Genomic DNA, 15,169 nt, shown 5'->3' with positions numbered 1-15,169 from the left:
AAAATAACTGAGAGTTCTAAAATTAAGCCTTGGATAGTTTCTGGATTTTGTAGCATTCGTCCAGCGCCAGCTCATAGTAAGCCAAGCCCTGCTGGGCAGCCTGTAAGGCCTTTTGCTGCATTACAACATCGTGATTACACAGGCGCTTGATCAGTTCCATGGCTTCATAAGGATGCAAATCATCATAGTGCGCATGTGCACGCAACCATGCCACTGTTCTGCTGCTAATCTGGATTTCAGGATGCTTGGCATAGGCTTCTATGCCTTTATAAACCTGAATTGTCCAGTCGCCAGTCGCCCATTCAATGGCAAGGTTGGTTGCTGCAATAGTTTCTGCCAAAGTTCCGCGATAGGCCACGCTCCATAAATAATGGTTCACGGCATTCATGGCGGCTGGTGGGCAGACATGATCAAGCTCATCAACAGTTAAACCAAAACCCAACGCCCAGTCCTGATACCAGTACAAGTGTCGCTCTTCTACCTTGATGTTTTGGATAAGCCAGTTACGTGCTTCAGTCACACCAGGCAGCTGAAATGCAGTGGCTTTTGCCAAACTCATTGCCATATAGGAAGGAAAATGGGCAACCAGTGGGTAGAAATTTAACAGTGCATGTTTAAAACAGGCCAGGCTTAGCCGTCCGGTTGCCAGATCCTGAAATAAGGGATGCTGGCTAACCCGATTTTTGGCAGGCAATAACTGATCCCAGAAAGCCTGTGACCATTCATTGTGTGGCGTTATTTCCAGCTCATGGCTGTAAGCTTTTTTAGCTTGAGAATCCTTGGTTTGACTGCCATTTAAAGTGGGAGTGATGCTATCTATAGAGTTATTCAATGAGTTCATGGTTTATCCCTAACCTGTAGCTTATATTTATCCTTTATAGAAGTTAATAATTTCCAGTACGTATTGGCAAGGTTATTTCGTGACCTAACGTGTAAGCCTTTTATTACATTTTGTAATTCGAACTATTAAAAAATATAAAACTTCTGCTATTTTTACACAATATAAAACTAATAGAACTACTTTTTCCCAATGTTAGGATGACTGTGGGATTGTTATAAGGACAGTGAGGTGTTTAAGCACTTCCACCAAGGATGCGGCCATAATGAAACTACAAGGTTCCAATCTGCTGGAACGTAAAGAAATCCAAAAATTACTGGGTAAGGATTTGAACTTTGTCTGGTTTCCTGCAAAACTGGAAAAAGACTATCGATTTCAATATCAAAATGAAGCTGCACACGAATTTCGTTATCGTGGCCCAATTATCCTGCTGCTTTACCTATTCTTGAGTTATGGCATTTATCAGCTGTTACCTGCTGAACAAGTGGGCCTGTGGCTAAAGCTGTATGGCTGTGTGGGCATTATTATCCTGACAGCCTGGGGTTTTAGCTGGTTTGAAAAAATGCACCAGTGGTTTGATTGGTATGCCACCATTGGTTCGACAATTGCAATTGCCATTTCCTTTACGATTGTTAATCTGGTTCATGATGAACAGGGTAGTGTGCTGTTACATGCCGCTATTATGTATGCTGTAGTAATTGTTTATGGTTTTGTGGGGCTGCGTTTTTATGTGGCCATTCTGGCAGGCTGGGTAGGGGGTGCATTAGGCACATTGGTTAGCATGTATTTTAGTAATGAAATTGCATGGACCCTGCTCAACCGCACCTATACATTCAGTAGTTTTCTGGGCATGGCTTTGGCCTATGTGACTGATCGCCATCATCGCGAAAATTATTTGCAATCCTGTCTGCTGGAATTACATCGCATTGAAATGGTACAGCAGACCCAGCAACTGGAAGTCATGTCACGTCAGGATGCCCTAACCGGGATTGCCAACCGCCGTTATCTGGATGAAATGCTGGAAGAAGAATGGTATCGCGCCATGCGTCACCAGACTCCGCTATCCATGATGATGATTGATATTGATTATTTTAAGGCCTATAACGATTCACTGGGGCATCTGGCAGGCGATCAATGTTTACTTAAAATCGCTCACGCCATTACCAAGGTTGCCACGCGGAGTGGTGAATTGGTAGCACGTTACGGTGGTGAAGAGTTTGTGATTTTACTACCGATGACCAGCCAGCAACATGCCATTCGCCAGGCTGAGAGGTTGTTACGGGCCATTAAAAACCTGCACATTCCACACCCGGCCAGCGAAATATCGCAGCATGTGACTTTAAGTATTGGTGTTGTAACCTATGTACCGCAAATGAATGAAGACGTGAATGACTTTTTATATTGTGCCGATCATGCGTTATATAAGGCCAAGAACAGAGGCCGTGATGGCTATGTATTTGCCCATCTGGCGCCCCAATCCTTATCGAATACCAAAGCGTCATAAACGCGCAGTGAATCAGTTCATTGTGGAGTTTTATAGCTGAGAATCAATCTGGAATTTAAAACAAGCCATTAAAACTAATGGCTTACTTTGCCACCCAGATTCAGTAAGACAACACCAACAATAATGCAGCAAATGCCAAGCCATTGCAGCAAGGCCAAGGGTTCTTTAAATACCAGAATGCCAACCACTGCAATAATGGCAGTGCCAAGTCCTGCCCAGATGGCATAGGCCATGCCAAGCGGCATACCTAGCTTTAGGCTTAATGATAAAAACCAGAAAGCTAGGCCATAACCTGCGGCAATTCCGATAATATACGGCCATTTGCTAAAGCCATCAGACAGGCGCAGGCAGATGGTTCCGGCAATTTCGCAGGCAATGGCCAGCGCCAGATAAATGATTGCTTGCCATAACATCTCAGTTACCTTGCTCATCTGGCTGACTAGAGCTGGTTTTCACTTCACCAGCTTCATTGAGAGCAGTTGAACTATCCTCATTAATCTCTTCAACTGGTTGCTTTTGCAAGCCAGCCTTTTTGGACTTGGATTTCTTTTTTTTGCGCTTTTTATCCTTTTCCGGCTCACCACTTTCCAGCACTTGCCATGATTTAAGCTGACGCATGACCTCGGCATAAATACTGCCTTTGGTGTATTTACCTTTTGCGTCAATTTGACCTGCCGGGCGATCCATTAACAGCTCAAGCGCCTGTTCAATGGTGTCGATTGCATGTAAATGAAACTTGCCTTGTTCCACCGCTTCAATCACATCCTGACGCAGCATCAGGTGCTGCATGTTTTGTACCGGGAAAATAACACCCTGCTTGCCACTTAGACCTTGCAGTTTGCAGGCATCATAAAAACCTTCAATCTTGGCATTAATACCACCAATAGGCTGTACCTGACCCAACTGGTTCATGGAGCCGGTAATAGACCATGACTGATCAATGGGAATATGGCTGATGGCAGAAATAAGGGCACTTAATTCAGCCAAAGTTGCACTGTCACCATCAATTTCGCCATAGCTTTGCTCAAAGGCCAATGCTGCTGAAAAATGCAGGGGCTGTGAGCGGCCAAAGTGCGAGCGCAGGAAGCTCGACATGATCAGGATGCCTTTGGCATGCAGTGAACCGCCCAGCTCAACATTGCGTTCAATATCCAGAATATCGCCGCCGCCCTGATAGACCGAGGCAGTGAGACGGGCAGGCAGGCCAAATTCGCTATCAGCATAATGCACGACCGTGAGCGCATTAATCTGACCATAACGCAGGCCGCTGGTTTCAATCAGTTGTGTACCACGTGACAAGTCCTGCCAATACAGTTCACGTAAATAGCCCAAGCGGTAGCGGCGCTGTTCTAAGGTATCAGCAATGTGCTGGGCACTCACCATGCTAGCGTCCCGACTGGCAGCAAGATGCGCTGCTTCACGGAGCAGGTCACCTAAAGTTGCTGCATGCAGGGACAGAGAAGTCTGGTCTTCGGCCTGACGGCTGGAGTCAGTTAGCAGGGCAGCCAATGCACTGCGATCAAACGGCAGCAATTTTTCCTTTTGCACATAATCGGCAATCAGGCGCATATAAGCCTGTTCATTTTCATCATTGCGCGGCAGGGTATCGGTAAAATCTGCCCTGATCTTAAACAGGCTGTTAAGCTCGGGTTCAAATTCCAGCAGTTCATAATAAATATAGGGTTCGCCCAGCAGTACCACTTTCACCTGTAGCGGAATAGCTGCCGGTTCAATGGAAATACTGCCAGTCAGGGTAATCATGTGTTCCAGAGAAGACAGCTTGATGTGACCGGAACGCAATGCCCGTTTTAGGCCTTGCCAGGCATAAGGTTGTTCTAGCAGCTGATCTGCTTCCAGAATTAAAAAACCGCCATTGGCATGATGCAGTACCCCGGAGCGGATCAGAGTAAAGTCAGTGGTAATTGTGCCCATTTGGGTGAGCTGTTCAACATGACCCAATAGGTTATAGTGGGTTGGTAGGTCTTCAAAAATGACTGGCGCACCACTGTTGGGCTTGTGGGTAACCACGACATTTACCTGATAACGCGGTGGTACACGGTCAAAGATGCCCGGTAAAAAGTCTTCTTCATCCTGTGCCAGAATATGCTCAACATGCGTAATTACATCCTGTGCATATACTTTTAAATATGAATCTAGACCATTGACATGCTCAAAGCGCTGGGCAATTTGCATAATCTTGGGTTCAACTACACTGCTGGCCAGCTCGCGGTTGATGGTAGAAACCTTGGCACGGGCCTGTTCTTCCATTTGGCCCAGTTGTGACCCCAGTTTTTCCAGTTTTTTGTCCATTTGCCGCACATTCTGGGCAATACGGGCACGTACACTGGGTGCCAGTGCAGCCATTTCTTCTTCGGTTAATTCAGGCGGCAAGTTGTTTTGTGGCTGTTCAACATTTGACTGTCCAGCATTTGATGGCGGCTCAACATGATGCACAGGGACAAAACGGTGTTCTTCATTACGCGAAATCAGGCGCAAATCCAGCGCTTCACCTTCCTGGGTTAGCTCGATTAAAGCATCCTGCTGTTGCTGACCAGTGGCTTGGCGAATGGTTTCAATGCGTGCGTGATAACTATCGGTGGTAAAGCGGCGCTCTAGGGTATTCAGCATGGTTTGCCAAAGCTGGTGCATGGCTTTTTTAAGTTTTGGACCCTGTCCCGCCGGTAATTCCAGTGCAATCGGCTGACGGGTGTCGGCAAAATTATTGACATACACCCAGTCACTTGGCGTTGGCATTTGCGCTGCCTGCTTAAGCAACAAACGCTTGAGCATGGTGCGCTTGCCCAGTCCGCTAGGGCCGACAGCAAAAATATTATAGCCATCGTAAGGTAAGGATAAGGCAGCCTCAACCGAGGCTCGTGCTCGCTGCTGGCCTAAAAAATCATTTAAAGGCTTGATGCGACGGGTAGATGCAGGAATATTATCCAGATTCGGCAGGCGTGTTAGCTGATTGGGTTGCAGCCGGGTTTTTTCACGGGTATGGGTAGGGGCAATGATAGACGTGCTTTGCATAGAGGTAGTTTTCATAGACTTATCCCGACGTTTTGATGGCTTTGCTACAGCAGCTTCTGCTAAGGAGGTGACCTTTTGCTCATTCAATTGAATACTTTGTCTGGAAGTCATTATTTAAAACATTGCTCTAAAAAATTGTAATATCACATGAGTGTAGCAGGAAAAATGCCAGTTTCATTAGTTTAATCCATCAAGTTTTTGGGCTTTTTTAATACCTGAACATCAGGTTTGCAGAATATTTGAACAGTTGTTTTTAGACCATAGCTTTGTGTGGCGCATCAGGGTAATCTGGCTGTTTTAGGACTTTTTCTGGTTAATAAAAACATGAAATCATCCAAAATATCAGGACTGTCAGGATGGGGACAGGCGCTCTCTGTATTTGCTGACAGACGTGCAGTAATTATGTTTTTTTTGGGATTTTCAGCGGGCATACCGATTTTACTGATTTTTTCCAGTTTATCGCTGTGGCTGGGTGAAGCAGGAATTGAAAAAAAAGCAGTGACTTTTTTTAGCTGGGCAGCGCTGGGATATTCATTCAAGTTTGTCTGGGCACCTTTAATTGATGAGTTGCCGCTACCTTTTTTAACGCGCACATTGGGTCGCCGCCGCGCATGGCTGTTGATTGCACAACTACTGATTATGACTGGCATTGCTATTATGGCCATGACTGACCCATCGCAGGGACAGGATAGTCTGATACAAATGGCCATAGGTGCTGTATTGCTGGGTTTTTCAGCAGCAACGCAGGATATTGTGATTGATGCCTACCGGATTGAGTTGGCAGAAGCAGAGATGCAGTCGGCACTGGCGGCAACCTATAACGCAGGCTACCGGATAGCCATGATTGTTGCTGGTGCTGGGGCATTATTCCTGGCCAGTGGCTTTGGTTCTGAAAAGGGTCATTACCTGTATAGCGCTTGGCAATCGACTTATCTAATTATGGCCGCTGTCATGCTGGTTGGGGTGTTCACGACCTTGATAATTCGTGAACCAGCGCGCCAGCGTCCGCCACGGCCTTATCAGGGTAGTGATTATGTGCGGCTGGTATTGGTGTTTTTAATTGCAGTTTCAGCATTTGTAGCGACCTTTATCGAGGTTGGTCGGTTGTGGGTGATCAGCGAAGATGCTAACCCGTTTTTATTATTTTTGCATGAAGCTTTAAGAATTTTATGCGCCATTGGGGCTGCGGGGGCTGCGGGTTATTTACTGGTTAAAGCCGGATTGGTCAATTCACAAATGGCAATAGAAACCTGGATTGCACCTGTAAAAGACTTTTTTAAACGCTATGGGGTTAAAACAGCTTCATTATTGCTTTTATTGATTGGCCTGTATCGCATTTCAGATATTGTCGCAGGGGTCATTTCCAATGTGTTTTATCAGGACATGGGCTTTAGCAAGGATGAAATCGCCACTGCGGTTAAAGTGTTCGGGGTGGTATTTAGTCTAGCTGGCGGCTTTTTAGGCGGCTTGATGTCACAACGGTTTTCAGTGCTAAAAGTATTAATGCTCGGCGCAATTTTATCCAGTGCAACCAATCTGATATTTATTGGGTTTTCTCATGCCGGACATAGCCTGCCGTGGCTGTATTTTGCCATTGTGGCCGATAATCTGGCGTCGGGTCTGGCTGGTGCGGCATTTATTGCATTTTTATCCAGCTTAACCAGCGTATCATTTACCGCCGTACAATATGCCATTTTTAGCTCACTGATGACCCTGATTCCTAAAGTGATTGGTGGTTATTCCGGAACTATTGTAGAAAGCGCTGGCTATCCAAATTTCTTTTTGTTTACTGCCTTGATTGGCTTGCCGGTTTTGTTGCTGATTGTGCTGGTGCAACGTCAGCTTGGTCAACATTCAAGTTCATCAACTGAAAGTTAACGCAATAGGAGAGTTTGTAATGCGTATGCTTCATACCATGTTACGGGTGGGTAATCTGGAAAAATCATTGCAGTTTTATACTGAAGTGCTGGGCATGCAGCTCCTGCGCCAGAATGATTATCCCGAAGGCCGCTTTACGCTGGCATTTATAGGGTATGGACCGGAAGATACCAATACCGTGCTGGAATTAACCCATAACTGGGATACATCTGCTTATGAACTGGGCAATGCTTATGGACATATTGCATTGGGTGTACCTGATGCGTACGCCGCTTGTGAAAAAATAAAATCTTTAGGCGGTAAAGTAGTACGTGAAGCAGGGCCAATGAAACATGGCAAAACGGTGATTGCTTTTGTAGAAGATCCTGATGGCTATAAGGTTGAACTGATACAGCAAGAGTGAGAATGAATATTTTCAAATCCCTGCGCATGTTTTTTGATAACTTTACGATTTTGCTGTTTGTCATGGTGATACTGGCTAGCTTATTGCCAGTGCAAGGTCAGGCAGCGATTGTATTTAATCATGGTACTGACATTGCAATTGCATTGTTATTCTTTTTGCATGGTGCCAAACTGTCCCGTGAAGCAATTGGGCAAGGCATTACGCACTGGCGCTTGCATCTATTTATTTTTGCAGCAACCTTCATGCTGTTTCCTGTGTTAGGTCTGATATTCAGACCTATTTTTGAACCATTTCTCACCCCAACCTTATACTTGGGTATTTTATATATTTGTGTCCTGCCATCTACAGTGCAGTCATCCATTGCATTTACCTCAGTAGCGCGAGGCAACGTCGCTGCAGCAATATGTAGCGCATCGCTATCCAATATTCTGGGTATGTTTTTAACCCCTGTACTGGTCGGACTTTTGATTAATGCTGAGGCCAACCAGCAGGATGTTGATTCTTCAAAAGCGGCTTTGAGCATCGTACTAATGCTATTGGTACCTTTCGTGCTGGGTCAGTTATGTCGTAGCAAGGTTTTTCCGGTGATTCAGCGTTACCCGGTAATGGTGAAAGTGGTCGATCAAGGCTCAATTTTACTGGTGGTATATGCCGCGTTTAGTGAAGCCATTAATGAAGGTTTATGGCAGCAGGTCTCCGGTTCCATTCTTCTGGCACTGGTCATTATTTGCTGCATTCTTCTGGCAATCGTAATGATTGGTTTGACATATGCCAGCCGTGCACTTGGATTTAACAAGGAAGATGAAATCACCATTGTCTTTTGTGGTTCCAAGAAAACATTGGCCAGTGGTTTGCCAATGGCTAAAATTCTGTTCGTTGGTCATCCCATCGGCATGTTGATTTTACCGCTGATCTTATTCCATCAGATTCAACTCGTCGTGTGCGGGATTCTGGCAGCGCGTTATGCAAGGCGTCAGGAAAAACCCGCAATAACTGAGTAATAGTCATAATGGTCAATTGATCAGCACAAGACGTGAAAATTTTGCAATATTGTGCTAGAATAGATCACCTTGTTGAGCTTGGCCCTGATTACGAATCTCGGTGAGCCAAAAGACTGGTCTGTTGTGGTGTTTACCTGCTTTTAAAAACATTAAGTTTTGAAAGCTTCCTCAAAGATTTTTAATGATAGTTAAAAATACTTTGGGAGTGGTAAATTGCGATGACAGCATAAGCCAATCTTGTTTAGGAGATCGCCATGCGTGCCGATATTCACCCAAAATATGAAAAATTAACTGCTACCTGTTCTTGTGGCAACGTCATTGAAACCCGTTCTGCGATTGGTAAAGATGCTCTTTACCTCGACGTATGTTCTGCTTGCCATCCGTTTTACACAGGCAAACAGAAATCAGTAGATACTGGTGGCCGTATTGACAAGTTCAAGCAGCGTTTTGGCATGAGCCGCAGCATCAAGCGTTAATTATTTGCAGCAGTATGTCAAAAATCAAAAAACGGGCAATTGCCCGTTTTTTGTTTGTCTGCTTTTAGGGTTTAAGAGGCCATAGCTGTCAAATTTGCTCTTCCTGATTCAATACCAGTTTGTCCATGGGTTTCTGGAAGTAATAGCCTTGCAGATAGCGTGCACCCAGTGTCCATGCCTTGGCAACCTCTTGGGGTGCTTCAATATAACCACCAATAATATCAATTTCATATCCCTGAATTTCTGATACCAGTGCCTGTGTGGCATTGTAATTATCATCATTATTCAGATTGGTCATAAATGCTTTGTCTAGCTTAACCAGATCCAGCTTTAGATAGTTCAGCAGATTCTTGCTATTTAAAGTTGAACCAAAGTCATTGACAGAAACTTTCGCTCCCACATTTCTTAAAGCTTCCAGCTGGGTTTTCGCCAATTGCATATAAGTTGATACATTGGCTTCATTAAACTGTAGGATTAACGGCTTATAAGGCGAGTTAAGCGCACCCAGCAGCTTAGTAATGACATCAGGCAGGCTTGGATCCTGAATGGATTCGGCACCCAGATTAATGAGTAATCGGGCCTTAGGATGCTGAGTCATAAACGCTTTGAGCAGTTTCGAGGCATTTAACAGCACCCAGCGGTCAATTCTGCCTTCAAGATGATATTGCTGGGCAACTGCCAGAAATTCATCCGGGCCCATGACTTTACCATCACCCAGCGGCAGGCGAACATACACCTCAAATAGCTCCTGATCCTGTTCAGTCGTATCATAAATATGCTGGAACATCAGCTGGAACTGCCCACGATTTAGTGCATTTTCCAGAAGTTCACGCAAGGCACTATCAGAGTTGTTAGCATTTTCGGCAGGGTTATACACATATATCCCATTACCGCTGCCCTGATTTTGTAATCTAACCTTTTCCGAGGACTGATATGCACGATCCAGTATTTCAGCCTGACCTGGTGAGCTTTGGTTAATGGGCACAACGCCAATGCTAATGGTTGCCTGAACAGTACGTTTATCAACCATAATCAAGTGTTCAGACACGAGATGGCATAGATTTTTGGCAGTAGCTCTCGCTTCCTCAATATTCTGGCCATTCAAAATAACAGTAAAACTGGATTCGCGGAAACGATAAAGCTCGTTTGGTGCTAACTCTTTTTTCAGGAGTTTGGCAATATCCAGAATGGCAGTGTCGCTACCTGAAAGACCGGCAATGGCATGAATATGACCAATATTGCCAATATTAATATATAGTACGGCATGCTCAGCAGGCGTGATGCGTAGCTGAGCCAGTGTTTTGGTCAGGTCTTCTTCAAAGGCAAGCCGGTTGTTAAGCTTGGTTAGATTATCAACCCGTTCAATTACTGCAAGCTGTGCAGCCAGCGCAGCGCTGGACTGTAGCTGCGGCTGAATAATGATTTGGATACAGTCTTCACCATCATAACTTGCAGGTGCAAGCTGCAACAGTGCTTCAAATTCAGTGCCATCGGCCTTGATGCCATTAAACTTGAATTCAGATTGCTGGGTTGCACCGCGGCTATACGCCCGTAAAAATTCTTTAAAAGAATTAATGTCCTTGCCTTCAATCAGGTCAATAACCGGCATACCTACCAAATCTTCAAGAGAATGATAACCAAACAGTTCGTTATAGGTTTCATTAGTATAAATATGAACGCCATCATGAATATAGGCTACGGCACTTTTTGAGTTTTTTACTAATAGCTGGGCGCGTCGTTCTGCTTCCTTGAACTGATTACTAAGCTTAAGATTACGTGCGATATTGCGGGAGTGTTTTGCCTCCCGCTGTATTGCATAAGCCAGATGGGTTAAGCGATGGCGGGGAATTATATCAGTTAAACCCAGCTTAAACCCGGCCACCAGATCAGGCGAGGTATCCTGATTATCAGCAGGGGCAGCCATTTCGTCAGGAATAGCAATAACTGGAATTTCGAGATTATTATCTTTTAATAACTGGAGAACTTTTTGGTAATCCAGATCATACGCGTGGCCAAATAAGATGACGTCCCAATGGGTACGGATGGCTTTTTCAAATTCTTCCTGATCATCCAGTAGTTGAAACTGAGTTGTTGTGTGTTGTTGTTCCAGCAATTGTGCAAGATTATTTGCAGTCGTCTGCTCATCATCAATAACCAGAAGTTGGAGGTGTTGAGAGCGACTATTCATAAAAATTTAAATCCCTTAAAAGATTACAGTATCTTCCAGACTTCATCGTCAGGACTTACTAATGCATTGGTATTAATTGTAGACTGGTTCTCAATTTTCGTCGAGTTTAAGTCATCTTCCTCAATTGTATATTCAAATTGAATGAAACTTTGGGTAATAAGATATTCTTTATTCAAAATGGCACGGATTTCTTCATTGCCATAACGGATAATCACGCGCTGATTACTATGGAAGGCAAAAGCCTGAGTAATTAAAGTGGCAGGACGGTTTAAGCTCTGGATTTCCGGTAGCAAGATTGCCCGCTTGAAACTGTCAATGCTATCGTTGCGCTGTGAAGCACGAATACCACAAATTTTGGCACGAGACGAAATGATTTCGATGCCAAACTCAATAATTTTAATTGGAATCTGTTTTACCCAGCGGATCAGGCCAATGTGCCATACTTTGTCAGATGGCTCGCAAATTACCACAAGTTCACCCGTACGCAGTGTGGTAGGGCTTTCACCCTGCCAGCGCAGGCAATAGCCACCCGGACTGATATTGACAATTTCGCACGAATAAAGCTCTGACATTTCTGCCACAGCTTCGGTTTTTTTCAGGCTATTCTGACCCGGAAAGTCAATATCTACATCATATTCAACCTGACCAAACAGGCTTTTAACTTCAGTATCACTGGTAAGTAAATAGTCACGATGAATATTGATAATGTCTTCAAAGGTTTTACCATTCGATAAATGGTAATGAATTCCAAGCAATCCAAAAGCAATATCTACCTTGCCAGAGTAGGGATGGCGGGTATGAATACGCTCAGAAGGCGCTGAAAAATTGTTTACCAAATGCACTTTCAGGGCTGTACTAAACTGTTTTTGTTCGCTGGCGTGCAAATACTGCGGATACTGATTCATCAGATTTTTAAAGTGTTGCAGCAGTTTTTGCGCATTGACAAAAAGCATGGACGCAGGCGAACCTGCTCTTTTTGTAATATAAATAGGGGGCTGATCCAGTTCGAGGTCAATGCTAAACAGGTGATACGGTGTTTCCGTGTTATCCAGTGAAATCAGGTCTGCCCATAGGATAGTAGACTGATAGATAGCTTTGATTTCCGATTGGCGCAATTTGTTGGTATTACTCGCTCCCATGATAATCATGCGGCTATAAGCACGCTTGATATTGGACAATACAATAATAGGATTGGTTTTGTCCTCAATTTCCATCTTGGTGAGATGTAATTGGAGTGCCCGCTGATACAGGGTATGAGTTTTTTTCCATAAACCTTTGGGAATGGTTAAGTACAGTGATTGCAGCTCATAGAGCAAACCTGTCATTTCGGTCAGTGCACGATGGCTAGACAGACCAATCAGATCCAGCAGATTTTTCTTGTTTTTGATATTAAATAGGCCAAAGTTTTGTGACTGTAGTTTCTGGTAACAGTGCATTGAAATCGTATCGTAAATAACGATGAGATACACACGGATTTCTTCAACCAGTGTGGCAATGCGCTGTGCACGCTGGTCAAGCGAAAAATTCTGGCTAAAGTAATGCTTGCTTAGGGAAGAAATAATGGTATGAACAGAAGGGCGCAACAGTTCAATCAGCTCAAAGCGAGTCTGTTCATCAGTTTGCAACTGGGACAATTCTTTAAGGGTAGTGTACAACTGACGTGCTGTATCACCGAGGTTAAGCATGGAAAGATTGGCAAGCCAGTCCCGCACGCTATTTTTATTGGCTTGCACAAGACTTAACTGTGCAACGGTCATTTCTGGCTGATCATTAATAAGCAAATTGCTAATGTTCTGATTCATTGAAGTTATTTTCCCTTAAAACCAAGATTCTCCATATAACCAAGCCTATTTCGGTTTCACGGAATCTTGTGGCATTTGCCTGCAATTTCACGTACCAGCTTTGGCAATAAATAGCCCGGTGACATAGACATCAGTACCCTGTAAAAGGCTATTACATCTTGTTCATTCTATCAAAATAAGTGGCGCTTCTACCGTCCAACTACACTTAGATCACAGGGTAGCACTTGGCTTTCAAATAATTGTTCGCTTAATGCAACAAGTGTATCTATATTATCATTGATTCCGCGCAAAAGAACAGTTTGATTTAACATGATTATTTGTTTATTTTTATAAGATTATAAGGGTTAGCTTGCATTACTATTGTGCAAGTTGCTAGCGCAGCACAATTCTTTTTTTCTTACTTCAACTTTCATTTGTTTGAGTGCTTAAAAAGACGCAAAGTATTTTATTCTATTAATTCTAGTACATGAATCGATGATTGCTTCCCGGTTTTTGTTGGGTTAATAACCTAAAATCAGGTAACTCTATTTATGATAAAGGGTTAATACATAGATAAGATTATAGGATTTAAAGTTTTACATAGTTGAGCAAATCCATCTAAAAGACAGTTTTTGTTGTAGCGGATTTGTCAATCTAGGCCAAAGTCTACTTTGATGCAGAAAATAAAAAGAGTATTTTTAAGAATATTTTAATTTTGACTGTCACTGTAAATTCAGCAAGACAGTGAAAAACATCAAGAATAAGACAGGGACGCTTGAATGACTCAGCTTAAATCCAAACTCATCTGGTTTGTTGTTGCACTGATAGGTGCTTTTTCATTTGCCATGCTGGCACTAAGCCGGGGAGAACAGGTCAATGCCTTATGGCTGGTAGCTGCCGCTGTCAGCTGCTATAGCATTGCTTATCGCTTTTATAGCCTGTTTATTGCAAAACGTGTGTTTGAGCTGGATGCCCGTCGGTTGACACCTGCAGTACGATTAAATGATGGACTGGATTACGTCCCTACCAATAAATGGGTATTGTTTGGCCATCACTTTGCAGCAATTGCCGGTGCAGGGCCACTGGTTGGGCCAATTCTAGCGGCGCAAATGGGATTTTTGCCTGGGACGATATGGATTCTGGTTGGGGTCATGATTGCTGGTGCCGTGCAGGATTTTCTGGTTCTGTTTATTTCCACACGCCGTGATGGCCGTTCGCTCGGAGAAATGGCCAAGCAGGAACTGGGTTCATTTGCGGGTGTGGTGGTCATGCTAGGTGCGCTGGGTGTAATGATTATTATTTTGTCAGCACTGGCACTGGTAGTGGTAAAGGCTTTAACCAATAGTCCGTGGGGCACATTTACCATTGCTGCAACGATTCCCATTGCCTTGTTGATGGGCGTTTATATGCGCTACTTAAGACCGGGTAAAATTGCTGAAGTGTCCATTATTGGCTTTGTGCTAATGATGCTGGCCATTATTTATGGTGGTAATGTGGCAGCTGATCCTTACTGGGCCCCATTGTTTACGCTATCCGGCACCACTTTAACCTGGGTGCTGGTAATTTATGGATTTATTGCATCTGTTTTGCCAGTATGGCTGCTACTGGCACCGCGGGATTACTTGTCTACTTTTTTAAAAATTGGCGTGATTGTCGGGCTGGCTATTGGAATTGTGTTTGCCATGCCCATGCTTAAAATGCCCGCAGTAACGACGTTTATTGATGGGACTGGCCCTGTATTTGCCGGTAGCCTGTTCCCGTTTTTATTTATCACGATTGCCTGTGGTTCAATTTCCGGTTTCCACGCGCTAGTGTCCAGTGGAACAACGCCAAAACTGGTTGAGAATGAAAGTCATATTCGCTTTATTGGCTATGGCGCAATGCTAATGGAATCCTTTGTCGCCATTATGGCGCTGATTTGTGCATCTGTACTAGGGCGTGTCCTCATTTGAAGAATTGGTTTTACATACTTAAGATCTTCCTTTGAGTTATTTTTATTTCTATATTTTCAATGGCACGTACTCTTCTTACCGATGATATCTGGCAGCAAATTCAAGATACTATGTGATT

Annotated in this window: 10 protein-coding genes and 1 pseudogene; 6 read left to right on the top strand and 5 right to left on the bottom strand. The window is 44.0% G+C overall.

Features of this window, described 5'->3' with window-relative positions:
- Window positions 1-22: 22 nt before the first annotated feature.
- The gene (locus E2B99_RS00510; RefSeq protein ID WP_134243061.1) at window positions 23-841 is read right to left on the bottom strand and encodes a TenA family transcriptional regulator; all 819 of its coding nucleotides are present in this window, start codon (window positions 839-841) and stop codon (window positions 23-25) included.
- Between the two features lie 262 nt (window positions 842-1,103).
- Here E2B99_RS00510 and E2B99_RS00505 point away from each other — a divergent pair, with 262 nt between their 5' ends.
- The gene (locus E2B99_RS00505) at window positions 1,104-2,342 is read left to right on the top strand and encodes a diguanylate cyclase (protein ID WP_134243060.1); all 1,239 of its coding nucleotides are present in this window, start codon (window positions 1,104-1,106) and stop codon (window positions 2,340-2,342) included.
- Window positions 2,343-2,416: 74 nt separating this feature from the next.
- On the opposite strand, the gene E2B99_RS00500 is transcribed toward E2B99_RS00505, so the two are convergent.
- Window positions 2,417-2,755 (bottom strand): DMT family transporter, encoded by a 339-nt coding sequence (locus E2B99_RS00500; RefSeq protein WP_134243059.1) that lies wholly within the window; start codon window positions 2,753-2,755, stop codon window positions 2,417-2,419.
- A gap of 1 nt (window position 2,756) precedes the next feature.
- Entirely contained in the window at window positions 2,757-5,387 is a 2,631-nt protein-coding gene (locus E2B99_RS00495) for a Lon protease family protein (protein ID WP_240687673.1), read from the bottom strand.
- Window positions 5,388-5,696: 309 nt separating this feature from the next.
- On the opposite strand from E2B99_RS00495, the gene E2B99_RS00490 reads away from it, so the two are divergent.
- From E2B99_RS00490 to rpmE, 4 genes are all read left to right on the top strand, one after another.
- Window positions 5,697-7,250, top strand: coding sequence for an AmpG family muropeptide MFS transporter (locus E2B99_RS00490; protein ID WP_205669612.1), 1,554 nt, complete (start codon window positions 5,697-5,699; stop codon window positions 7,248-7,250).
- A 19-nt stretch (window positions 7,251-7,269) separates the two neighbouring features.
- Window positions 7,270-7,653 (top strand): lactoylglutathione lyase, encoded by a 384-nt coding sequence (gene gloA / locus E2B99_RS00485; RefSeq protein WP_026470664.1) that lies wholly within the window; start codon window positions 7,270-7,272, stop codon window positions 7,651-7,653.
- 2 nt (window positions 7,654-7,655) lie between these two features.
- A complete protein-coding gene (locus E2B99_RS00480) occupies window positions 7,656-8,654 on the top strand; it encodes a bile acid:sodium symporter family protein (RefSeq protein WP_134243057.1) in 999 nt (332 codons plus the stop codon).
- 254 nt (window positions 8,655-8,908) lie between these two features.
- Complete coding sequence (gene rpmE, locus E2B99_RS00475) at window positions 8,909-9,130, top strand: 50S ribosomal protein L31 (protein ID WP_026470662.1); 222 nt, start codon at window positions 8,909-8,911, stop codon at window positions 9,128-9,130.
- 88 nt (window positions 9,131-9,218) lie between these two features.
- On the opposite strand, the gene E2B99_RS00470 is transcribed toward rpmE, so the two are convergent.
- Window positions 9,219-11,318 (bottom strand): EAL domain-containing response regulator, encoded by a 2,100-nt coding sequence (locus tag E2B99_RS00470; RefSeq protein WP_134243056.1) that lies wholly within the window; start codon window positions 11,316-11,318, stop codon window positions 9,219-9,221.
- Between the two features lie 23 nt (window positions 11,319-11,341).
- Window positions 11,342-13,120, bottom strand: a complete 1,779-nt coding sequence (locus E2B99_RS00465) for a hypothetical protein (RefSeq protein ID WP_134243055.1) — start codon at window positions 13,118-13,120, stop codon at window positions 11,342-11,344.
- Window positions 13,121-13,878: 758 nt separating this feature from the next.
- On the opposite strand from E2B99_RS00465, the pseudogene E2B99_RS00460 reads away from it, so the two are divergent.
- Window positions 13,879-15,033 (top strand): annotated as a pseudogene (locus tag E2B99_RS00460) (carbon starvation CstA family protein); the annotation flags it as partial.
- Window positions 15,034-15,169: the final 136 nt, after the last annotated feature.

Origin of the sequence: Alkanindiges illinoisensis (assembly GCF_004377485.1) — a bacterium.
Lineage (GTDB): Bacteria > Pseudomonadota > Gammaproteobacteria > Pseudomonadales > Moraxellaceae > Alkanindiges > Alkanindiges illinoisensis_A.
This window is presented reverse-complemented; position numbering and strand designations above follow the sequence as displayed.